The sequence below is a fragment of the Algoriphagus aquimarinus genome (assembly GCF_900112005.1).
GTDB classification, from domain to species: domain Bacteria; phylum Bacteroidota; class Bacteroidia; order Cytophagales; family Cyclobacteriaceae; genus Algoriphagus; species Algoriphagus aquimarinus.
In genome coordinates, this window is record NZ_FOKK01000004.1 from 191,968 (window position 1) to 215,886 (window position 23,919).

The following is a 23,919-nucleotide window of genomic DNA, read 5'->3' on the forward strand; positions in this document are numbered from 1 at the left end:
ATGAGAATTAGCCGTCCAAGAAGATTTTCTCTATGTTTTTCTAAGTGTCTATGTGGTTAATAAAGGTGAACCACATAGACACATAGCTCTCATAGTTTATAAAAGGAACTAATCACTAACAGTAAACCTCACTCCCAAGAACCCTCTGATGCCCTGATTAGGAGCATACACATAGGTTGGATCAAAAGTTAATGCATTCGGGTTACTTGGCGTTGGAATCACTGTTCCATTTGGAGAAAACTCAACTCCTTTGTCAAAAGGATCAAAAGATCTAGCTATGGAATTTGCCGCAGGCGTGAAATTCAGGAGATTTTTTACTCCTCCATATACTTCCCACTTTTCACCCAGCTTCTTTGTCAACTGTATATTTTGAATGCTGTACCAAGGTGAGTAAGCAGGTCTGTCATCCAATGGACCCAACAAAGGTAAACGCATCGGACTATATACATTCCCGGTATAATCGACTGTCAAACCAAATAGGAAGATGTCATAACCAACCGACCAAACACCTGAAAAGCGCTCCGTAAGCAACTGACGGGTTTTGATTCCCTCCTCTTCTATACTCACATCCATGAGTGTGCCTCCTGCAGTCACGGTCAGACCATTAGGCCAGGCAGCATCAATATTTAGAGATACTCCTTTCGAAACTGCCGAACCATCCAAATTGGAATAAATGATCTGATTTGGGTTCGTCTCATAGTCTGGGATAATTCTGTTGGTGAAATAGGTGTAAAATGCAGATCCATCTAAGCCTATAAATGTCCCCTTATCCGTGTAGATTTTCTTCACCAGATTAGCATTCATATTCCAACTTTGCTCTGGCTTCAACTCTTCCGTAAAGACAACCTCTCTCGCTCCAGTAAGTGCAGCATGATCTTCGGTAAATACATTTGCTACACGAAAACCATTTCCTGCCGAAAGCCTAAAAACCGTGTGCTTGTCTGCTGAAGAAAGTTTATAATTCACACGCGGTGAAAAAATGGAACCATGGATTGAGTTATAGTCATATCGAACACCAAGAAGCAAACTCTGACTTTCAGTCAATTTGATTTCATCTTGCAGAAAAACTCCGGGTAAATGAATAACTGAAGGTGCATTTTCGTCAGATATTATGTCGGAAGTAGCCGAAGTATTATCATCGTAAAATGTATAGCGATAAGCTGATCCAAGCAATAGATTATGTTTCTGAACAGTTTTAGCCCAGGTCAACTGACCGAAACCAATGTATTGATCAGCTTTATAAATCGTAGTACCGTAAACTGAATTTTGATTGTGCCCATTTACAGAAAACTGAAAATTCATGTTTTCAGTAGTTGGTAGCTGCCAAGTACCAAATGTCTCCCATCTGCTGGTATAAATGCTTTCACCATATACTTCATCACCGCCTCTATTGGCACTCGTCCAGTTCATTTCACCGCCCCAGCGATCTTCATAGACGTACCTTCCCGCCATAGTGAAAAACCTATTTTCTGGGCGCAAAACATTGATTTTTTGGAAAAAGGAAATGCGTTTAGAAAGTGTCACATCTGTAAATCCATCTCCATTATTGTCTATAGGATTGTCGTAATAAAAGGCGTTTAAGCCTGTCAGAGACTGAATGTTTTGACCCCAATTGGATCGCAGACCCAGATCCAGATTCATTTCTCCCCAGCCGGTCGAGAAGAAGTCAGTAGATACCAAGGGAGCTGACTCAGGCTTTTTGGTTATCACATTGATCAAACCTCCAACGGCCTCCGATCCATATAGCGTAGATGCTGGACCTTTCACCACTTCCACTCTATCGATCAAAGACTGCGGAATTCCAGTCAAACCATATACGGTAGCCAAACCACTCACTATCGGCATTCCATCTATCAGAACCATGGTATAAGGCCCTTCCAAACCATTGATATGAATATCTCCTGTGTTGCAGACATTGCAATTGATCTGAGGACGAACACCATTTACATTTTGCAGAGATTCAAAGATGGAAGGTGTGGGATTTGCCCGAAAGAAATTAGCTGAATAAACTTCCACAGGAACAGGACTATCTAATTTGGACACTTCCTGCATCGTTCCGCTCACAACAACCTCATCCAAGCCACCATCCATTTCTTCCAATTCGAAGATCAAGTCTTCCTGCGTTTGGGGAATAGTCACTTTTACTTGGGAGGATTTGAAACCTACCATGGATGCTTGAACTGTAAATGTTCCTACAGTAGAAATCTCTATAGAAAAAGCTCCATTTTGATCAGTAACGGCTCCCTTAGCTAAACCTTTCACATAGACATTTGCATATTCTACGGCATCTCCCTCATGCAAAACTCTGCCTTTTAGGGCATAATTTTGTCCAAGAACATCAGGGGAGAAAAGTAAAAAGCAAACTAATATGATGTATTGATATCTCATAGACTGGTAGTTAATTCGAAATTAGATACGACAAATCTACATTGTTAGATCAGTCTAACAAAATTGTTTTCAAATTAATTTTATCATATTTGAATACTAAAGCAATAGATCATGGCATCACAAACAGAGGAGAATTACCTGAAATCACTTTTTAACCTAGCTAATGAGAAAGACGAGGTCAATATCTCAGAGCTAGCTTCTCAGATGCAAGTGAGCATGCCGACTGTAAATAGTATGGTGAAGACACTCCAAAAAAATGGTTGGCTGATCTACGAAAAGTATAAGCCTGTTACACTTACTCCGGCAGGTAAAAAAGACGCTGCACTAGTCATTCGTAAGCATAGACTAACTGAGATGTTTCTGGTAAATAAAATGGGATTTGGCTGGGAGGAAGTGCATGAGATAGCTGAGCAGGTAGAGCATATTCACGCGCCTAAATTCTTTGAGCGCATGGATGAGATGATGGGATTTCCTACCATCGACCCACACGGATCTCCTATTCCAGACAAGCTAGGACGCATTCAAGAGATCAATTACCTCAGTCTTACTGAATGCAAAGCAGGTCAGCTGGTTAAGCTTGCAGGGCTCACCAACTCATCCACTGAGTTTCTGGAATTTCTCAATGGCCGAAATCTAAGTCTAGGCACTGAATTGAGAATACTGTCTAAAGAAGCTTACGACCACAGTATCGTAGTCAGCTACTCAAACCACACAAGTGAAACACTGTCCGAAAAAGTATGTGAGAAGCTCCTGGTGAAGGTGATGTAAGGAGGATAATCGCCTCTACTTGGCTTCCGCCAATTTCTCTTTCAATTTCTTATAGCTTCCTTCATATTCCCAATAAACCATTCTACCAAAGGCATAGGTAGTCAGGATGAACTTCTCGCTGACAGATTGGACACGCTCAATTGCAATAAGCTTCTTGGCCGCTTTTTCAACGACTACTTCTTCAATGATTTCTTTGTTGTTCGCATCGAATCCATGAAGAATTTGATGATTACCAACTACGATTTCGATATAGCCCTTAGGCTCTGATTTGGATGAATTTCCCATGATTTATAAAAAGTAATTTTACCTGCTTATTCTGCTTCTATCGCGGTTATTAAGTGAGTAGGAAAAATACTACTTAAGATTTTGATTTAAGTACTTACTAGAGGAAATCGTGGCTATAATTAATTGAATCTACGACGGACAAGTTTTTTGTTTTCTTTTCCTTGGTCAAATAATTGTTACATTTTGCAGGAATCAATTTTTAAAAGATGATCATAGACGTACATACCCACATCAATAATTACCATGAAGAGCGAGTAGTTTCACTGGAAGACTGCCTGAATAAATTGACTGAGACCATGGAAGAGAATCATGTGGATTACTCACTCGTGCTTACTTCATACAAAGTCAATGAACACAGGCCAAGTACAAAAAAGGTTGTTGAAGCGATAGCAAACAGGAAAAACCTAGGTGTAGTAGCAGGAATAAGCTACCTGAATTACAATCATCATGACTTGCGGGAGATTGCCGAATATCTTGAGGCTGGCCTTATCAAAGGACTAAAGCTCTACCCAGGTTACGAACCTTTTTATCCAAGTGATGCACGAATGAAGGTTGTGTATGATATGGCAATAGAGTATGATGTGCCGGTTATGTTTCACTCAGGAGACACCTATGCGCCCACAGGTAGGGTAAAATATTCCCATCCTATTCACCATGATGACCTGGCAGTGGACTATCCCGATTTGAAAATTGTGATTTGTCATGTTGGTAATCCTTGGATCAAAGACTGTATGGAAGTCACCTACAAAAACAAGAACGTTCACGCGGATTTTTCAGGATTGGTACTGGGAGATTTCTCAGAGAAATTTGAACGCTGGATGAAAAATGAATTGGAGCAGATGATCACCTATGCTGGCAATCCAAAGTACCTACTTTACGGAACTGACTGGCCTATTTCTTCGATGAAGTCCTACCTGAACTTCATGAAAAACTTAGAGCTTCCTGAGGAAAAGAAAGAAATGATCCTTTGGAAAAATGCGGCAGAATTGTTCAAACTCGATGTGAATAGTTTTAAGTAGAAGTTCAACATTCTTAGTTTGTATTCAGATTTCATCAAATAGTATTTTCCTTCAATCTGAATACAAAGTTTAGTCAAATGTCACCAGACGTTCCTACGGAACGAGAATAGGGTACGGTTAATTTAACTACAAACCAAACGTTCCTACGGAACGTAGTTGACAGCTTCTGGAAATAAACCGAGAAGAATAGAGTTATACAGTTACAGGTAATTAAAACGCAATCCAGGATCTGGAAATATGTCCCCTCGGGACATCTCGTCTTTAGCAATCCGTCTAAATTTCTATATCAGCGTTCCATCGGAACGCATGGTGAACCCACATTTCATCATTCGAATTGATTTCAACTTAGCTCAACTTGATACTAGCGTTCTCTGCGTTATCCTCTGCGTACTCTTCGGTTAAAATCAAAAAACCACCTGCCGATCGCTCAGCAGGTGGTTTTTTATGAAATCAAACTCGTAATTAACGAACTACTTTTTTGTAATCTGTCACCAAGTGCTTGATGAAAAACTCCATCATTCTATCTCTGTTCAAAGCCGTGTGACCTCCATCAGGTGCAAGCTGCACTTCGATGCTCTTGCCAGCGTCTTGGAATGCTTTGATTAGCATCAATGAATTGGAAGGGTGTACGTTGTTATCAGCAGTACCGAAGAAGACCAATAATTCTCCTTGAAGTTGATCCGCTTTGTTCATCAAGCTGAATCTATTATAACCTGCTTCGTTATTTTCAAGCGTGCTCATAAAGCGCTCAGTATAGATGTTATCATACAATCTCCAGTCAGTCACAGAAGAATTGGCTACAGCCGCGTGAACAAGCTCTGGGAATCTTAGCAACATAGAAGCTGCAGTAGTTCCTCCATAAGAAGTTCCGTACACTCCTACTCTATCCTTATCGAAATAAGGTCTGTCATGAAGTGACTTGATGCCTTCGGCAAAATCATCCATTTCTACCAAACCTAGGTTTCCATATAACTGATCAAGCAATTTCTTGCCACGACCTTTCACATTTCTACCGTCAATATTCAACACTAGGAAACCGTATTCAGTCAAAGCATCTGGAGTAGAGAAATTCTCTCTGAATGCGTTAGTTGCTGGTCCACCGTAATTACTTAGGATCACTGGGTATTTTTTGCTTGGGTCAAAATCAGATGGGAAATGAATCATACCATGCAATTCTGTTACTCCGTCTTTCGAAGTAAAAGTGAATACCTCAACTTTTTTCAAGCCCAATTCCTCGAACTTACTCATGTCACTTTTCGCCAATTCAGCTACCACTTTTCCTTTGGCATCTACCAAATTAGTGAATGGAGCCACATCGTGCGTTTGTGCGATGTCAACGAAGTGTTTTCCATCAGGAGCAATAGTCACTGAGTGATTGAAAGCAGGGTCAGTCAAACGAGTGTCTTTTGAACCGTCCATTTGAACCCTGTGAAGCTGCATCATCATGTGGTTTTCACCACTACGAGCCATGTAATAAAGTGTCTTGTTAGCCTCATCTACCTTCACGATATTGGACACTTCGAAAGGATGAGAAGTAATTGCATTGACAAGTGTTCCGTCAAAGTTGTACAGGTAGTAATTGTTGAAACCAGATCTTTCAGAAGCCCAGATGAAGTGCTTGCCATCAGCCAACACATTCATTTCTGGAGAGTTCTCCACGAAACTTGGAAGCCACTCTTCACGGATTACAGTTCTGCTCTTGCCAGTTTCTGGGTTGGCAGCACGAAGCTCAAGGATATTCTGACGTCTATTGGTACTGTGGAAAAGCAATTCTTTACCATCAGGAGTCCAAGACATATCATAGATGTAAGTACCCAAATCACCGTCACTATAAGGCTTTCCATCTCTGATATCAAGTTCGGTCATCTTTTTGGTAGCCACATCATAGACCAACAGATCTACAGGAAGATTTGGCTCGCCTACTTTAGGATAAGCTTCCACTTCAAGAGAATCATACAATTCCAATTGATCCAAAAGCACATAGTATTTCTTCACGTCTTTCTCTACAAATCTGTAGAAAGCGACTTTACTACCATCTGGAGACCACCACATCGCAGTGTTTTGGCTTAATTCCTCACCATATACCCAAGTTGCGATTCCGTATTTCACTTGGTTTTCCTCGTTACCATCTGTAGTGATAGCGACTACATTGCTGCCGTCAGCATTGCTGAGGTACATGTTGCGATCCTTGGTGAAGGCCTTGTATTTTCCGTCAGGAGATTCAGCAGAGTCAAACTGACGCCCACGTACTGGACGATTGAAGGCTCTACGCTCAGGTCTTGGGACATCACCAGCTTCTGTAACCTTCTTGGTTTTTACAGAAAAAGACTGAAGTTTTCCATTCTCAACATAGGTGAAAGATTTACCATCTTCGGCCCAGTTTACATTAAGGCTGCCTGGTTTTACAGCGGATCTAAGCTGAGGAGCTATTTTTTGGTATTGCTCATAGCCCGGCATGCTTTTCAGCTTGTCCTGAGCTTGCGAAACAGAAATGGTAGTGGCTAAAGCCGCTGCCATCGTAAGGAAGAACTTATTCTTCATATAATATTCGGGTTAAGTTTATTCGAGTTGCGATGATACTATTTTTAGCTGTAAAAAGCAGGTAGAAATACATGATAGGTTAGGAATAAGCTGATAAGTACCAGTCATTCCTAACCTTATGTGATCAGCTGAAGTACTAGTGATTTCAAATAATCCATAAAATTGGCGTGGTATTTCCATAATGACCTTAAAAAATGAAAGCCCATAGCTAATTGCTACAGGCTTTCATTTGAAAATATCAACTCATTCTAAACTTACTTGCTCTTTTTATCCGCTGGAAGTCCTGGGTTTTCCTCCAACTCCTTCAGCGTCCAGTATTCTTTTCGGTCTTTGTATGCATCTCTGACATAACCAACTGTCACGCGCCATACCGTACCGCCATCATTCAAATGTCCTCTGATATAACTTAGCACATTCGCGATTTCTGTATCATCGTATTGAGCCGCAGGAGCCATCGGGCCATTATATTCTTTTCCGTCAACTGGGCCAGTCAAGCCATTCATGAGGATTTTGATTGTGGTCACAGGATCTCCAGTCACACGCGGTGAACCAACAAGCGATGGAGCCAATTGATCAATTCCTTTACCATCTGGTCCATGACAGGCGGAGCAAAAATCTTTAAATATTACATAGCCAGCAACGATCTGGGAGCCGCCATTCATCATTTTGTACTTATCCTTTAACATCTGAATCTCTGAGAAAGAAGGATTAAGATTTTCGGCTGTGGTCGCTGCCAGCAATTCGTTATTGGGATTATTAGTCTGAATATGAGTCACCATTTCGTTGGTAGCTTCCGTCTGAATTCTTGATGAAAGAACTACTTGCTGCAAAACTTCAGCATCTTTATCCGATTCCATACTTATCAGCGCTGCGATCATCTCGGGATCATTCACTTTGAGATATCGCTCACTTATCCTCACTGCCGCAGCACGTACCCTAGGGTCAGCATCCTTCATGGCTATTTTTACCAGTTCCTTACTTTCCGCATGCAAACCTTCTAGTGTCCAAAGTGCATGTACACGCTCCAGCCCGTAATCAATATCATCATTGAAAAGTTTTCTGAAGAACCCTTCATTATCCTTTACAATTGACTCAAGTTCATTCACTACGGACAAATCTTTTTTCAGAATGATCAACTTCTGAGCATTCATTCTCCACCAACCATTTGGATGAGATAGATACTGTATCAGCTCACCGGCTGATTTATCCAGTAGTTGGGGCTTCGGGCCAGGAGTCATTTCCTCATGGTAAACACGGTAGATTCTTCCTCTTTGGAAAAATTTATCATATCCATACTCATCTACCACATCTCTCAAATAGCTACCCTTTCCAGTCCAATTCCCTTCCTGAATAATTCCCCTATACATATCTGCGATATACAAACTGCCATCAGGCCCTGTACTTGTAAAAACTGGACGGAAAAGTGGATCTGTCGAGGCGATAAACTCAGCTTTTTCATACGGGTTTTCTAAGATGATCTTGCCATCAACGTGCTTCACCTTTGCTCTTCTGATCAATCGACCAACTGGCTCCGGAATAAAAAGATCTCCATAAGCACCAGGCATTTTATCACCTAAGTATACTTCCTGCCCTGAAACAGCTGTGAAGGTATTCAAGGTATTATCTGCTTCTCTCACTCTATTTAATCCTCCTTGCACATCTATATTACCTACTATAGGCCAAGGCTCCATGAAACTCTCGTCCCAATGATCTTTCAAAGTCAGCTGGCCATATGATGGATTCTGCTGAAAGCCTAAAGCTGGAATCTCTCCACCTGCTCTAGAGAAATACAATCTTCCCACCTCATCTTGAGTCAATCCATACTGTCCAGGCATAGGCTCAGGAAGCGTATCACGGATCAATCGATCATCCTCAAATCTATATCGGAAAGGGTCATTGGACACATACAGCCAGTTATCAATTCCCCAAACCATATTTGCGTCCTGATGCTCTAGGTTACGATTGTCACGATCTGGATCTTCCAGTATAAGTATTTTCTCATCTGCCACGCCGTCATTATCTGTATCGCGGTAGCTGTAGATATTTCTGTCGTAAGTCACTCCTACGATCACTCGGTCATCTAGAGGAAGGATAATTCTGGGCAGAACCAAACTATCTATAAAAACCGAACTCTTGTCCATCACTCCATCTCCGTCTGTATCGTCCAAAAGCATCACTCGGCTCCATGGCTCATTCTCATCTGTGGCATCGGCATCCTGCATGTAGGTATTCATTTGGGCTACGTACATCCTTCCATTGCCATCCCAAGCGAGCGCTATAGGTTCTGACACCATTGGCTCGTTGGCGACTAACTCAATTTTAAACCCATCAGGTAGATGAATTTTACTGAGCGATTCTTCTGGAGAAAGTGCTACTAATTCGGGGGTGGGATCAATATCAGGTTTTTGATAGATCTCATCCTTATAAATTTTCTCTTCTTTCTGACAGGACGAGAAAAGAATCAATACTAAGAAAATTAGTAAAAGGTGCTTCATTGGGTTATTAGGTTTGATTAAATATAGAGGTGAAAGCAAAGGGTTTGAAAGTTTGACCCTGCCTTTCTTACAAAGGACAAGGAATCAGTTTACAATAAATCAAAATTTAATGGAATGTGTATCCTTAGCTATACTAAAACTCGCGCTGGCAATTTGCCATTCGACCAAATTTGATTTCCCTACTCATAAAATCTCCATATATTGGATTTGTAAAGTAGCAACCCCAACAATAACCTAATTTATGGAATACAGAAAGTTAGGAAACACTGGAATGGACCTGTCTATTCTAGGTTTTGGAGCGTCGCCTATGGGGGATGTATTCAATGTTTCTGACGAAAAAGACGGTTACCGAGCTGTAGCCTATGCAATCGATCATGGCGTAAATTTTTTCGATGTTTCTCCCTTTTATGGTCTTACCCTGGCGGAAAAGCGACTGGGAAATGCACTGGAAGGAAAGCGGGACAAGGTGATTTTAGCTACAAAATGTGGGCGCTATGACCTAAAGGAATTTGATTTTTCTGAAAAGCGTATTCTTAAAAGCGTAGATGAATCTCTTTCCCGGCTCAAAACAGATTACGTCGATCTCCTTCAGCTTCATGACATAGAGTTTGTGGACAAAGAGCAAATCCTAAATGAAGCTTGGCCAACACTGGTAAAACTTAAAGAGTCAGGAAAAGCCCGATTTATAGGAATTACTGGTTTGCCAGTGAATTACTTAGCAGAAATCACTCGAAATATAGATGTAGACACAGTCCTGTCTTGGGCGCATTACAATCTACTGGAAGATGAAATCAACCGGGAACTTGTACCACTTTCTAAAGAAAAGGGCTTCGGTTTGATGAATGCTGCTCCTTTGATGCAACGTATACTTTCGGATGCTCCATTGCCGGAATGGCATAGATCTCCACAAGCGATGAAGGATATGCAATCTCAGCTACTTAGCCTTTGTGCTAAATATGGCGTGAAGCTCAGCGATGTGGCCATTCGCTATGCTTTGGATCATCCTGATATTACTACTACCATCGTGGGAATGTGTGATCTTGCTACCATCACTCAAAATGTAAGCGTGCTTGATTTCCGTATTCCTGATGGACTCTTAGAAGAAATCGAAGCACTCGTCGCTCCCGTCAAAAACCAAATGTGGTTTGAAGGGAAAGCGGAGAATAATATTTAAGCTGGGAGACGGAAGTGACCTTCATCGCAAACTACTTAGAAGTAATGTGATCTGTTTGTAAGTGGTAAGAAGTAAAAGGTGTCAAGACAAATCAGGTATGGTCACCATTCCTTCGGTCTTCGGTCTTCGGTCTCCCGTCTTCCTGCCTGTCAATCAAATAATAGAAGGTTAATATTATAATATAAGTCAAATACAAAAACCTATTAAAACCAAACCTAATGAAAGCACTAGTACTCACAGATATCGGTAAAACAGAACTTCGAGAAGTTGAAAAACCAACGCCTAAATCCGGAGAAGTTCTCCTTAAAGTCGGCATGGTTGGCTTTTGTGGTGGTGATCTAAATTCTTATCGAGGTCTTTTTCCACTCCAAGAATATCCAAATATCCTCGGACATGAAGTTGGAGGAACTATCGAGGAACTCGGAACTGATATTCCTGAGAACATCAAAGTCGGAATGAAAGTGACGGTTTACCCCTATTTAAATTGTGGGAAATGCATCGCGTGCCGCAAAGGTGCCCGAAATGCCTGTAAGGAAAATAAGACCATGGGCGTTCGTCGTCCTGGTGCCATGTGCAGATACATCGCCTTGCCTTGGCAAGATGTGTTTCCTTCTGAGAAATTATCCCTTCGAGAATTAGCTTTGGCAGAGCCACTGACGGTTGGTTTTCACTCTGTGAATCGCGCAAAGGTGACAGCTCAGGATCGCGTGGCAGTAATCGGCTGTGGAATCGTAGGATTGGGAGCTGTAGCATCCGCCGTGAATAAAGGTGCGGAAGTGATAGCTATTGATTTGGACGACGCCAAGCTAGCTATAGCAAAGAAAATCGGAGTGAAACACACCATCAATCCTAAGAAGGTAGATCTACACCAAACCCTTCAGGAAATGACTACCAATGATGGTCCAGACGTAATCATAGAAGCAGTTGGAAGTCCTATCACTTACCGACAAGCTGTAGAGGAAGTAGCATTTACCGGCCGAGTTGTCTGCATAGGCTATGCAAAAGCGCCTGTGGAATTCAACACTTCCCTCTTTGTCCAAAAGGAAATTGAGATTCTTGGTTCTAGAAATTGCACCACCGAATTCCCTGAGGTAATCGAATACTTAGAGCAAGGAAAATTCCCTGTGGATGAAGTAATCAGCAAGGTAGTAACCATCGATGAGTCAGAAAAAGCACTTGAAGATTGGGCTGAGAGCCAAGAGGGAATAATTAAAATAATGATTGATTTTGATAAATAAGAAAATGATAAAATCCTGCGTAACAATCGCTCTAGTACCTCAAATCAAATCTGGACCTTGGATATTCTGGGAGGATCTAGAAGCTGGAATGGCGAAAGCTTCCAAGCTTGGATTTGATGCAATTGAGCTTTTCACAGCTTCTGCTGATGCAATTGAAGTTCCTAGATTAAAGGACCTTCTAGATCAATACAAGCTGGAACTCGCAGCTGTGGGAACAGGAGCTGGTAAGGTAATTCACGGATTAACACTTACTGACCCTGATTCAGAAGTCAGAAAAAAAGCCATTTCCTTTATCTCAGACATGATTGACTTCGGAGCAGCTTTTGGTGCACCGGCGATTATAGGTTCTATGCAGGGAAATGTACTACCCGGAAATGACAGGGAAGAAACCATGTCTTGGCTGGCAGAAGGATTGAATCAATTGGGAAAGCATGCTGAATCAAAAGGTGTGACATTGATCTACGAACCTCTAAATCGCTACGAAACTAACTTGCTTAATACCATTGAAGCTGGATCAAACTTTATGGATTCTTTGGAAACCAAGTCGGTAAAACTTCTGGCTGATCTTTTTCACATGAACATCGAAGAAGGGAATTTGGAAGAAAGTATTCTGAATTGGGGAAAAAGTATCGGACACGTTCACTTTGCGGATAGTAATAGACGTCCAATGGGTTTTGGACATACCTCCATGAAGGAAATAGCATCAGCGCTGAAAACTATTGGATATGCTGGTTATGCTTCAGCGGAAGCTTTCCCCTACCCTAATCCTGATGCAGCTGCTGAGCAGACTATTGAGGAGTTTAGGAAATGGTTTAAATGATTTGAGATTTGAGATTTGAGATTTCTAAACCTCCATCATTAAATATCCAGTAGCCTTCGTTGCAAATCCCCCTTGCCCCCTTTTACAAACTTTTCTATGCCAAATAAAATATGTAGTCCAAGGGGGAGTTGCCTCAATCTTGATTTTGGAACCAATCTCCAATCTACTTTCTCTTATCTCCTTTCTCTTTTCTCTAATCTCTTTAATTAAAAAAATGAAACGTTTCGCACTTACACTTGACCTCATTGACGATGAGGAATCCATCAAAGAATACGAGCAGCATCACGCTGCAGGAGCTGCTTGGCCTGAGGTGACTCAGCATGATATAGATGCTGGTATTCTTAATATTGAGATCTTCCGCACGGGTAATCGCATGTTTATGCTTTTGGAAACTGTGGATGAATTCGACTTCGATGTCAAAGCAAAATTCGATGCTGCAAATCCTAAAATCGCAGAATGGGAAGCTTTTATGTGGAAATATCAGAAACCAATTCCTTGGGCTAAGCCTGGAGAAAAGTGGGTCTTGATGAATAGAATCTTCAAGTCAGGAGAGTAATTAACACTTATTGACTTCTACTTTTCTCTTAAAATGTTCAATTTTCAGCTTCCCAAACTTTTACTCTTATGAAACTCAAGTTCTTTCTCTTTATCTGCCTTCTTTTTGCAAGTGCTTCATTTTCTTTCGGGCAGGCTATGATTTCCCCGCCAAAAGGCTATTCTCATGATATTGGAAATATGGTTTCTATGATGGAAAATCTCCGCATTAGAATCACAATGAGCGTGCAGGGCTTGAATCAGGAACAAACAGATTTCTTGTTGGATGATAAAGCAAATAGAATTGGTGCAATGATTATGCACTTAGCTGCAACGGAGGTTTATTACCAAGCATACACATTTGAGGATCGCGAAATGAATGAGGAGGAAAAAGCAAAATGGGCTGTTGCGCTTAGTTTGGGAGACGAAGCTAGGGAGGAATTCCAAGGGAAACCTATCAGCGAATATCTCGAAGCTTGGAATAAGGTAAGATCGAAAACTCAAGAATTATTGAAAGAAAAGGATGATAAGTGGTTTGAGAAGAAAACTAAAAGCGGACAGATGAACAACCATTTCGCTTGGTTCCATGTGATGGAGCATCAGGCAAATCACATGGGACAAATCAACATGCTAAAAAGTAGATTGCCAGAATAAGCACTTCCTACTTCACCGTCATTTCAAAGGTCTTTTCAAAGGCCAAACCGTCTTTAGTCAATCCCTCAACTCTCAGGTTCACACGCTTGAGAACTTGAGGGATTTTTACTTTAAAAGTGTAAAGTCCTTTATCACTTTCCCCATTTGCGTCCCAAAACAGAGTTGGTTTCATCTCCACTGGCTCATCATCTTCCATCTTGGTTGAGAAAGGTATATCTCGCGAAAAACCACGGATTTTGAATTGCTGAAATTCCGCTGGATCAAAAGCTGTTTCTTTCGTTGGATCAATACGTTTACCCTTTTTGGTAGTAATCATAATCACCCCGCCAATTCCTGCCATTCCAAAAGTCGTTGAATTGAAGGTGTAAACCTTGATTGATTCCAACTCAGCAGGTATAAAGGAACTCATTAGTACTCCAAAAGTTTCATTATTTAAAAAGGGATATTGAGCACCATCTACTATCACCAAGGGATTAGAGGTTTTGAAACCATAGTTATAATTTCCGATCTTCCCTCCTCCTTTGAGTCCTAAATACCCTGCCAGAGCTTCTGGAGAAATCGTCGCCAATTTATCCTCACCAATCTCCCTATCAGGCGTTCCGTAACCGTAGTTTCGATCTTCCATCGTTTCTATCTTTTCATCTTCTTTCACAAATTCCTCCAGCAAAACATAGTCTCCAGATATATCAAATCTCAATTCATCATTAGATCTTGGGTAGGTCTCATAATTGATTTTAGGAAAAGAAGCTTTGAAAAAAGGCTTGGTCTTTTCATTTACCATAACCGATCCATAATGCCTTTGCTTTGAATCCATAGCGGCAATTGAAATCGTCGCCGTATCCGTGAAATACAATCCTGTAGCTCGGAAGTAGCCCGAGGAATCTGTCTCCACTATTCCATAGTCAGCTAAATCATCCCTGACAATTGTGATGGGATTTATGATCGGATCCCGCTTATTCCATTTTGTGAACTGCCCATCAATTGTAATCCCATACTCTATTTGATGATCGCCTAGGGTAAGGTTTACAGGAGTCTGCTTTTCATCCAGCCAGTCCATTGCATTTATCAGTGTCTTCTGAGTTGAGACGGTGGATACCAAATCAGCATCGGTCAGCGATACTACAAACCCCGCATCTGTCAACTCTTCCGTTTCGTCCAAAAACGATAAGCTGAATTCCATTTCTTTGAAAGAATCACTGAAAAATACAGAGTCGGTCAAATTGATCGTCAGATCTCCAAACAGGTCTGGATTTGTAATAGCTACCGCCTTGATATTTTCTTCTTTTTTCAAAACTGGAAGTGGCAGGAGAAAAATATCCTGTTCCGGAAAATTACGCATCCATTCCGTATAAGACCTCAGAAAATAGTCCCCAGACTTAAGCTCTTTTGGCAGTATAAAAGCTCCAGATATTTTCCCTTCTTTTATCGGAAATGCATCAGTTTGGATGATTTCAGAATCTTTATTCATCAAGTCCAGATAGAGTACCCGGCTGAGTGTATCAGACATTATCTTGTTTTGATAGAGCATTTGCCCTCCTAGCCAAACCGTTTCCCCAGGATAGTAATAGGGCTTATTGGTGCTGAAATAAGGTTTTTCCCGAAGATTATTCCAGCGCTGATATTCCAGTTGACTAATATCGACTTCTGCGAGGTATTTCTCAAAGCTTTCTGAAGGCACATAGTCATGTGGTAAAAATCGCCCCATCCGCTGCCTGCCCATGTAACCCGACAAAACCACCTGTGAAGGGACTACAGGAATCCCATTTCTATCAATGTCGAAATACCCAAGAGGAGCCGAAATCCAACTGACGGGATAATAGACATCGGAGTAATAATCGTTTCTCCAACGTTTTCCTCTGAAGTGAATTTCTGTATCATTCGGCCAATAAACTCTGTAATTACCGTTTTTGAGCGGCATTCTGAGAATAGAATCTGGATTGACTCGCTTGATGGATTTGTCGATTTCTTCAATATAGACATTGGTTCTTTTTCGAAGCATATCTGAAGGCAACAGCTGAAAGATCTCGAAATTTTCATTAGCTGATTTAGCGAGCAAAATTGCCTTTAGCAGGTGACGAATAGAGCCAACATAGCTTGTTTCCTGATTGGCTTTAGTGATGGCCAACTTCGTAGAGTCGCTTATGTCTTTCGGATCAAAAAACACAAATCCAACATAACTGGAGCGGTTATTATAAAAACGATAATCCTTCAAATAGTAAGTTACATCATAGCCCAAGGCATCGTTTACCAACTGCAAAGGCTCCTGTGCTGTAGCATGAACGTAGTTCGGCCCACTCTCTTTTACCGTTTCAAAATCCAAAACCCAAGGGTTTTTTATCTCAAGTTGTGAAGCAAATGGATCATCGGGGACTGCCAAAAACACATCTTTAAAACGACGCAAGTCCCGCTCCCATTTCTTATCCCGACGAGTCTTCAACTCTACTTCAGTCAAGATAGACTCCAGAGGATCCAACTTAAAATCCACCTTATTGGTAGCCGAAAGGCTAAATGATTTGGTCTCAGTTTTATACCCTACAAAGGAAGCCACGAGTTCTATGTTTCTAGGAAGATTTCCGGTAATCAAATACTTCCCATTCACATCCGTGGTGCTACCTATGGTGGTGTTATTGACAAAGACATTTGCGAAGGGCATGGCTTCACCCGTTTTAGCATTTTTTACTGTTCCTGAGATGGTCTGTGCATTTAGCGAAAAATCAACTGAAATCAACACCAGCAAAAAGTACAGTAATCTAGCTGCGTATGAGTTCATTAGGTTGAAATTGGGTTGGCTTACTAAGATAGAAGTTTTGGTGAAAAAAATGAATAAGCGTATCCTAGGTTTGCATGAATAATTTTGGTTTCATTTTAGGTATTAGAATACTATTCGTGACACGAACAGGGGCGAAAAATCCTTATACCAGATCATAGTATACAAAAACCCTTATGTTGAAATCCTCTTGTTTTGGCGAACCAGAAATTCTCGATTTACTGCATTTCGGCCAAAACTCAAAACGGTAAAAATTTCTATAACCCCAGGTTAAAACCTGAGGCTACAAAAATATCGCTCCTCTGGAGCTATTCATGAAACTTCCTTTGCGCTTTTCTCTGCGGCTTTGCGGTAAAAAAATCAAAAAAAAACCACTCTGATTAAGGAGCGGTTTCAAGTTTTAGTATCCGAGCGTCTTTAGCATACTCTCTTCTGTCTGATCGTCTGCAAAGAGTCGATGGCTAATATTTCCATCTTCATCTTTCTCGATCAACACATGTTTTGGAGCAGGAATCAAGCAATGCTGAATTCCTCCATATCCTCCAAGTGATTCCTGATAAGCTCCAGTATGGAAAAAGCCCAAGTATTGAACTTTCTTCTCAGGCTTCGGAAGGTATATGTTGAACTGGTGAGCTTCTGAATTGTAGTAATCCATGCTATCACAAGTCAATCCACCTAGGTTGATGTTATGATATCCCTCATCCCAATTGTTTACCGCAAGCATGATATACTTCTGATTTAATCCCCAGCTATCAGGAAGTTGAGTAATGAATGACCCATCAATGATGTACCAAAGTTCTTTGTCATTCTGAAGCTTTTCTTCCAACACAGAATAAAGCACCGCTCCACTCTCTCCTACTGTATAGCTTCCAAATTCCGTGAAAATATTAGGCTCGTCCGTATTGTTTTTGCCGCACATCCATTTGATGTTTTTCACGATTTGCTCAGCCATATACTGGTAGTCATAGTCGAAAAACACATTCGTCTTGATAGGCCAACCGCCACCAATATCCATAGTATCAAGCGATGGAGCAATCTTCTTCAGATCTACATATTTCTGTATAAATCGAGTCAATTCAGACCAGTAATAGGCCGTATCTCTGATGCCTGAGTTGATAAAGAAATGCAGCATTTTCAAGCTTACATTTGGATTATCCTTGATTTTATCTTCGTAAAGCGAGATAATATCATTGTATCTCACACCTAGTCTAGAAGTGTAAAAACCAAACTTTGGCTCCTCATCCGCTGCAATTCTGATCCCAACCTGGAAAGGCACTTTCACATGCTCCAAGTAATAATCGATCTCCGTCAGATTATCAAGAATTGGCACACAGTTTACAAAACCGTCATTAAGCAATTCTGAGATATATTGTTTGTACAATTCTCGCTTGAAACCGTTGCAGATGATAAACGTGTCTTTGGTTATTTTTCCTTGAGCATAAAGGCTTCTCACCAAAGGAATATCGAAAGTCGATGAAGTCTCAATATGAATATCATTTTTCAGCGCTTCATTCAGTACAAAGTTGAAGTGCGATGACTTAGTACAATAGCAATACGTGTAATTGCCCTTGTAGTCATGCTGCTCCATCGCATTCTTGAAATACGTCTTGGCGTTCTGAATACTCTCAGAGATTTTAGGCAAATAAGAAAGCTTAAGGGGAGTACCATAGGTCTCTATGATCTCCATCATATTCACTCCATTGAAGTGCAATTCATTGTTTTCTACTTTAAATTCTTTGGTAGGAAAATCAAATGTTTGCTCAATCAGATCTTTATAAGTATTCATTAGCAAGAGTAATTGGTGTTAAAGCCCTGCAAAAATTGCTTTTTCTAAGTTGAATTCAAATGAAAAAAGGGACAAATCCCTTCGGACTGTCCCAATATTAGTTAATCGTACTGATTTCTTAATTAATCAATCAATCCATCATGGCATTCTGAAGCAAGAATTGCTCTGAATTAAAATGGTTTCGGTTAGTTATTACCTCTTTAAGTACTTTTTTGAATTTTACTTCTTTTTGTAGAAGTAAAATCAATTCTGAAAAGAAACTAGATACTTCTCTTTGATTGGCTACTGGATAATAGAAATAGGCTGTCTTTTCAGCCGAAGAAAATCTCAAATTCAAACTTTTAGGTTTCCCCGCTTCACTCAATCCCCTGAAAAGTGGGTAAAGTGCCTCACAATTCTCCTCAAACTTGCACATTCCCTGCATCACCAAGCCAGATTTTTGATTGAAAATCTTTACGATTTCCTGCTGATTCACTGAAACTTTAGAGAAGCCATTGGCTAAACTAATCACCTGATCTGTCGATGAAGGATTTGTCTGAAGTAATGCGCTCATATTTGTGAGGTTTAGGTTGTAATAACGAATCAAAGGTAGAAGAGTTTTATTCACAAACCTATATTCCCTATAATATTTATAGGGAATATAAGACTTAAAAACCAGTTTTGGCTCATAAGTATTTGACTGATAGACTTAAAGATTAATATTAATAAGTTGATCTAGTGCCTTATTCAAATCCAAATCATTCTTTGCGAAGCAAAATCGAAGAATTTTATGATCTTTCTTATCTGAGAAAAATACTGAAATAGGAATACTCGCCACTCCTATTTCCTTGGTCAATCGTACTGCTAAATCATAATCTGATTCCTGAGAAAGATGTGCGTACGACACCATTTGGAAGAAACTCCCCTGAGCAGGAATGAATTCAAAAGGAGTTGCCTTCAGTCCAGCACAAAAAAGATCTCTCTTTTTCTGATAAAAATCTGGAAGAGTCAAATACCGTGACGGCTCAGCTAAATAATCAGCCAAAGCATATTGTAAAGGTGTGGCTGTGCTAAAAGTCAAAAATTGATGAATCTTCCTAAATTCCTCCGTGAGTTTGGGTGGTGCTAAACAATAGCCAATCTTCCAACCCGTAACATGAAAAGTCTTACCGAAAGAGCCACAGACAAAAGTTCTTTCCCTCAACATTGGATGAGTCAAAAGCGATAGATGTGTTCGTCCATCAAAAGTGATATGCTCATACACTTCATCACTTACAAGCAATATATCCCTGTCCTGAATCAAGTCAGCTAGCGTATCGAGATCTTTGTGAGTCCATACATAGCCACTAGGATTATGAGGTGTATTGACCATAATCAATCTTGTTTTATCCGTAATGGCAGCCTTTACTTTTTCCCAGTTTACAGAAAAGTCAGGCATCTCAAGTGGAACGAATACTGGAATACCACCATTCAACTCTACAGCTGGCGCATAAGAATCGTAAGCAGGGTCAAATAGAATAACTTCATCACCCTTCTTCACAACGGCTGTAACAGCTGCGTAAAGAGCCTCCGTAGCTCCAGAAACAACAGTTATTTCACTTTCTGAATCTAAGTCAACACCATGAACCAACTTAGTTTTTTCAGCAATTCGTTCTCTTAATATGGGGATTCCACTCATTGGAGCGTATTGATTATACCCAGCTTTCATGTATTTACTTACCAATTCTAGCAATTCTGGGTCGCAGTCAAACCCTGGAAATCCCTGTGAGAGATTAATAGCCCCACAATCAGATGCGAGTTTGGACATCACTGTGAAAATAGTAGTCCCTACATGAGGAAGTTTAGATGAAATAGGCATAGTTCAAAACTATAGATTTTGAGGTAAGAATCTCATATCTGCACTAGAATTGAGGCTGGAATAATTATCATTTCCCGCAGATTTTCGCGGATTTGATAAGCTAGATGAATGATTTGCTGGTTCTCTAACATCCGCCTTAATTCGCGTGTTTTTTCAGCGCATATCTGCGGGATTTTTTTTAATTGAGTTAAAGTAAGTCGAAGCAATTTTGAAAATTGAACTTTGATCCTAGTCAATTGAACTTTGAGTATTGATCATTTAAAGGCATTTTTAACTACTTTTGCCTCGCTTTACCCAACCCAATATAACTTTAAACTCTATCCCACATGCGTGATATTAAACTAGTAGAAGTACGATCTGAGTTAGCTGCAGGCACCCGGGGAGCAAGTATGGGCATTGATGCATTGAAGATTGCAAGCTTAGACAAGAAGTCAGATTTCTTCACTCAGTTTGATCCTATCAACGTTCAGGACGCAAACAGTTTTCTCTGGAAAGGGAATAATTTCCCACACGCCAAGTACATAGATGGCGTTTATCAGGTACTCAAAAACGTCTATACTACCATAGAATCACTACGAATGGAGAAGAAATTCCCAATTGTGCTAGCTGGCGATCATAGTACAGCCGCTGGAACTATCATGGGAATCAAAGCTGCAGATCCTGATAAGCGTTTAGGCGTTATTTGGATCGATGCTCATGCGGATTTGCATACTCCTTATACTACTCCTTCGGGAAATATGCATGGAATGCCCTTGGCGATGGTGTCGCAACTTGACAATATAGATTGCCAGGTAAATGAACCAACTGAGGATACAATCGCGATATGGAAAAAGATAAAAACCATTGGTGGTGACTTCCCAAAAATTCTCCCAGGTGATATTGTATTTATCACAGTGCGTGATACAGAAGATCCGGAGGATCATTTGATCAAAAATTACGGTATCAAAAATTTCAGCACTCAGGAGGTTCGTACAAAAGGAATTGATCAAATCGCTTCTGAAGCTCTGGAAACACTGAAAGATTGCGATCAAATCTACATTTCATTTGATGTGGACAGCTTGGATAGCTCCATTTCTGTGGGAACTGGTACTCCGGTTCCTGATGGCTTGACCGTTCAGGAAGCGATAGAATTAAACGTCAAACTCATTCAAGATAAGCGAGTGTGTTGTTGGGAAATCGTAGAAGTGAATCCAACGCTCGACTCAGAGAACTTAATGGCGGAGAATGCTTTTGAAGTCCTCGAAGCGACTGTTAAAAGCTTGGTGGATAATTTTTAAGTTATTTTATCACAGAGGTTTCGCAGAGAGCGCGGAGTTTTGCGCAGAGAAAACTGAGAAAAAAAACAATTATGATTGACAAAGATCTCATACTCGAAAATGAACTTGCCTCAAGAGTGATTGGTATAGCAATAGATGTCCATAGTCAATTAGGGCCTGGACTTTTGGAGAATGCATATAAGCAAGGTTTAGCATTCAAGCTCAAAAATGAAGGTCTTTCCATCGAAGTATAAAAGAGTATGCCACTGATTATGGATGGAGTCGAGTTAGAAAATGGTTACTGCATTGATATTTTAGTGGAAAGAAAGCTAGTTTTGGAGCTGAAAGCTGAAGAGAGAACTACAGATATTCATTTTGCACACACTCAATTACCTCAAACTTGGAAATTTCAAATCAGGGCTCTTAATTAATTTCAATGTTCCTAGATTAAAGCCTGGGATTAGAAGAGTAATAAATACTAAATAATTACACTTAATAAATTCACAGCGGCCTCTGTGTTCCTCTCAGTGCCCGCTGTGGTTAATTAATATGGACATACAAGAAACAATCAACCAAGGCATTCAGCTTGCCTTTCAGAACATATTCAATCACGATCTACCTTTGGATCAGATTAGCCTCGCTCCCACGCGAAAGGAATTTGAGGGTACTTACACCTTCGTGGTCTTTCCATACCTCAAAGTATCTAAAGCAACTCCTGAAGCTACCGCCAATCTGATCGGCGAATACCTAAAGGATAATGTGGCTGAAGTAGCAGGCTTCAATGTGGTAAAAGGTTTCCTGAACCTGGAATTGAATAACATGATTTGGGTGGATGTTTTCCAGAAGCTTTTTGCTAACGAAAATGTAGGTCAACTTCCTGCAAACGGCCAGAAAGTGATGGTGGAATATTCTTCACCGAATACTAACAAACCATTGCACTTAGGACACCTTAGAAATAACTTTCTGGGTTTCTCAGTAGCAAATATACTGGAAGCAAATGGCTACGAGGTCATCAAAGCTAATTTGGTAAACGACCGCGGAATACATATTTGTAAGTCCATGGTGGCTTATCAGCATTTTGGCAATGAGGAAACTCCTGAATCTTCTGGACTGAAAGGAGATCATTTGGCAGGTAAATACTACGTGATATTTGACCAGAAATACAAAGAGCAAATTGCTGAACTGAAGGATCAAGGTCAATCTGAAGATGAAGCGAAAAAGAACGCTCCCCTCTTCCTAGAGGCTCAGGATATGCTTCGCAAATGGGAAGCAAATGACGAGGAGGTAGTTTCGCTTTGGAAGCTGATGAACACATGGGTTTATGCTGGGTTTGAAAAGACCTACGAGCGTATGGGGGTTACCTTTGACAAGTATTATTATGAGTCTGACACATACCTCTTAGGTAAAGACATAGTAGCTGAAGGCTTGGAAAAAGGAGTCTTTTTCAAGAAAGACAATGGCTCAGTTTGGGTGGACTTGACTGCTGAAGGGCTGGATGAAAAGCTAGTTCTTCGTGGGGATGGCACCTCAGTTTACATCACCCAAGACATGGGGACTGCTGATTTAAAGTACGATGATTTCGGGATCAGCAAGTCAGTATATGTAGTTGGAAATGAGCAAGATTACCACTTTGATGTTTTGTTTAAGATCATGCGAAAACTAGGCAGACCTTATGGAGATGGCTTGTCTCATCTTTCTTATGGAATGGTTGATTTGCCTACAGGCAAAATGAAGTCGCGTGAGGGAACTGTAGTAGATGCAGATGACTTGATGCAAGAGATGGTGGATACCGCTGCTCAGCATACGAAAGAGTTGGGAAAAATCGATGGCTTCAATGAGGCGCAAGCAACTGAGCTTTACGAAACTCTTGGAATGGGAGCTTTGAAATACTTCCTATTGAAAGTAGATCCTAAAAAACGCATGCTTTTCAATCCTCAGGAATCCATAGAATTCCAAGGAAACACGGGTCCTTTTATCCAATATTCTCACGCAAGGATAGCTTCTATTTTACGTAAGGCAGATCAAATCGGAGTTGACTATAAGCATACTGATTTCTCTACTCTAGCTCATATTGAAGAATCAGAATCTAGTTTGATTTATCTACTCAATGACTTTGAGAAAAGAATCTCCCAAGCTGGATTGGATTATTCCCCTGCTATTTTAGCACAATACCTTTTCGATTTGGCGAAGGAATACAATAGATTCTATGCGGATCTTCCTATATTTCTGGAAAATGACCCAACAATTCTCGCTTTCCGAGTAGCGATTTCGTCTCATACTGCCAAAACCCTAAAGAAAGGAATGCAACTATTAGGAATCGCTGTACCTGAACGAATGTAATATCTAAGATGCTTTTG

The 23,919-nt window shown here is 40.6% G+C and carries 18 protein-coding genes and 1 pseudogene; 11 read left to right on the top strand and 8 right to left on the bottom strand.

What is annotated here, in order from left to right:
• Positions 1–108: 108 nt before the first annotated feature.
• Complete coding sequence (locus BM291_RS06750; protein ID WP_092895611.1) at positions 109–2,388, bottom strand: TonB-dependent receptor; 2,280 nt, start codon at positions 2,386–2,388, stop codon at positions 109–111.
• 111 nt (positions 2,389–2,499) lie between these two features.
• Between BM291_RS06750 and BM291_RS06755 the strand changes: the two genes are divergently transcribed.
• Positions 2,500–3,156 (top strand): metal-dependent transcriptional regulator, encoded by a 657-nt coding sequence (locus BM291_RS06755; protein WP_092895613.1) that lies wholly within the window; start codon positions 2,500–2,502, stop codon positions 3,154–3,156.
• 15 nt (positions 3,157–3,171) lie between these two features.
• Here BM291_RS06755 and BM291_RS06760 read toward each other — a convergent pair whose 3' ends face one another.
• Positions 3,172–3,441: a hypothetical protein gene (locus BM291_RS06760; protein WP_217647298.1), complete on the bottom strand. Its 270-nt coding sequence runs from the start codon at positions 3,439–3,441 to the stop codon at positions 3,172–3,174.
• Positions 3,442–3,647: 206 nt separating this feature from the next.
• Here BM291_RS06760 and BM291_RS06765 point away from each other — a divergent pair, with 206 nt between their 5' ends.
• Positions 3,648–4,460 carry an amidohydrolase family protein gene (locus BM291_RS06765; protein ID WP_092895615.1) on the top strand — a complete coding sequence of 271 codons (813 nt, stop codon included), beginning with the start codon at positions 3,648–3,650 and terminating at the stop codon, positions 4,458–4,460.
• A gap of 462 nt (positions 4,461–4,922) precedes the next feature.
• Here the strand turns inward: BM291_RS06765 and BM291_RS06770 are convergent, their stop codons facing one another.
• On the bottom strand, positions 4,923–7,001 hold the full coding sequence (locus BM291_RS06770) for a S9 family peptidase (RefSeq protein ID WP_092895617.1): 2,079 nt from the start codon (positions 6,999–7,001) through the stop codon (positions 4,923–4,925).
• Positions 7,002–7,255: 254 nt separating this feature from the next.
• Positions 7,256–9,496 carry a DUF7133 domain-containing protein gene (locus tag BM291_RS06775; RefSeq protein WP_092895619.1) on the bottom strand — a complete coding sequence of 747 codons (2,241 nt, stop codon included), beginning with the start codon at positions 9,494–9,496 and terminating at the stop codon, positions 7,256–7,258.
• Positions 9,497–9,737: 241 nt separating this feature from the next.
• Here BM291_RS06775 and BM291_RS06780 point away from each other — a divergent pair, with 241 nt between their 5' ends.
• From BM291_RS06780 to BM291_RS06805, 5 genes are all read left to right on the top strand, one after another.
• The gene (locus tag BM291_RS06780) at positions 9,738–10,670 is read left to right on the top strand and encodes an aldo/keto reductase (RefSeq protein ID WP_092895621.1); all 933 of its coding nucleotides are present in this window, start codon (positions 9,738–9,740) and stop codon (positions 10,668–10,670) included.
• Positions 10,671–10,888: 218 nt separating this feature from the next.
• A complete protein-coding gene (locus BM291_RS06785) occupies positions 10,889–11,908 on the top strand; it encodes a zinc-binding alcohol dehydrogenase family protein (protein WP_092895623.1) in 1,020 nt (339 codons plus the stop codon).
• A gap of 4 nt (positions 11,909–11,912) precedes the next feature.
• The gene (locus BM291_RS06790; RefSeq protein ID WP_092895625.1) at positions 11,913–12,728 is read left to right on the top strand and encodes a sugar phosphate isomerase/epimerase family protein; all 816 of its coding nucleotides are present in this window, start codon (positions 11,913–11,915) and stop codon (positions 12,726–12,728) included.
• 214 nt (positions 12,729–12,942) lie between these two features.
• Positions 12,943–13,284 (top strand): L-rhamnose mutarotase, encoded by a 342-nt coding sequence (locus BM291_RS06800; RefSeq protein WP_092895629.1) that lies wholly within the window; start codon positions 12,943–12,945, stop codon positions 13,282–13,284.
• A 68-nt stretch (positions 13,285–13,352) separates the two neighbouring features.
• Entirely contained in the window at positions 13,353–13,916 is a 564-nt protein-coding gene (locus BM291_RS06805; protein ID WP_092895631.1) for a DinB family protein, read from the top strand.
• 7 nt (positions 13,917–13,923) lie between these two features.
• Here BM291_RS06805 and BM291_RS06810 read toward each other — a convergent pair whose 3' ends face one another.
• The 4 genes from BM291_RS06810 to BM291_RS06825 all read right to left on the bottom strand — a co-directional run bounded on the left by BM291_RS06810 (position 13,924) and on the right by BM291_RS06825 (position 20,306).
• Positions 13,924–16,686, bottom strand: a complete 2,763-nt coding sequence (locus tag BM291_RS06810) for a carboxypeptidase-like regulatory domain-containing protein (protein WP_092895633.1) — start codon at positions 16,684–16,686, stop codon at positions 13,924–13,926.
• Positions 16,687–17,083: 397 nt separating this feature from the next.
• Positions 17,084–18,469: an arginine decarboxylase gene (locus BM291_RS06815; RefSeq protein WP_092895635.1), complete on the bottom strand. Its 1,386-nt coding sequence runs from the start codon at positions 18,467–18,469 to the stop codon at positions 17,084–17,086.
• Positions 18,470–18,599: 130 nt separating this feature from the next.
• On the bottom strand, positions 18,600–19,022 hold the full coding sequence (locus tag BM291_RS06820) for a hypothetical protein (protein WP_092895637.1): 423 nt from the start codon (positions 19,020–19,022) through the stop codon (positions 18,600–18,602).
• 135 nt (positions 19,023–19,157) lie between these two features.
• Positions 19,158–20,306 carry a methionine aminotransferase gene (locus BM291_RS06825; RefSeq protein WP_092895639.1) on the bottom strand — a complete coding sequence of 383 codons (1,149 nt, stop codon included), beginning with the start codon at positions 20,304–20,306 and terminating at the stop codon, positions 19,158–19,160.
• A gap of 326 nt (positions 20,307–20,632) precedes the next feature.
• Between BM291_RS06825 and BM291_RS06830 the strand changes: the two genes are divergently transcribed.
• From BM291_RS06830 to argS, 4 genes and pseudogenes are all read left to right on the top strand, one after another.
• On the top strand, positions 20,633–21,583 hold the full coding sequence (locus tag BM291_RS06830; protein WP_092895641.1) for an arginase: 951 nt from the start codon (positions 20,633–20,635) through the stop codon (positions 21,581–21,583).
• A 71-nt stretch (positions 21,584–21,654) separates the two neighbouring features.
• Positions 21,655–21,882, top strand: a pseudogene (locus BM291_RS22380) (GxxExxY protein); the annotation flags it as partial.
• Positions 21,883–21,937: 55 nt separating this feature from the next.
• Positions 21,938–22,048: a GxxExxY protein gene (locus BM291_RS22385; RefSeq protein WP_262481212.1), complete on the top strand. Its 111-nt coding sequence runs from the start codon at positions 21,938–21,940 to the stop codon at positions 22,046–22,048.
• A gap of 63 nt (positions 22,049–22,111) precedes the next feature.
• Complete coding sequence (gene argS, locus BM291_RS06840) at positions 22,112–23,902, top strand: arginine--tRNA ligase (RefSeq protein WP_092895643.1); 1,791 nt, start codon at positions 22,112–22,114, stop codon at positions 23,900–23,902.
• The last annotated feature ends 17 nt before the right edge of the window (positions 23,903–23,919 follow it).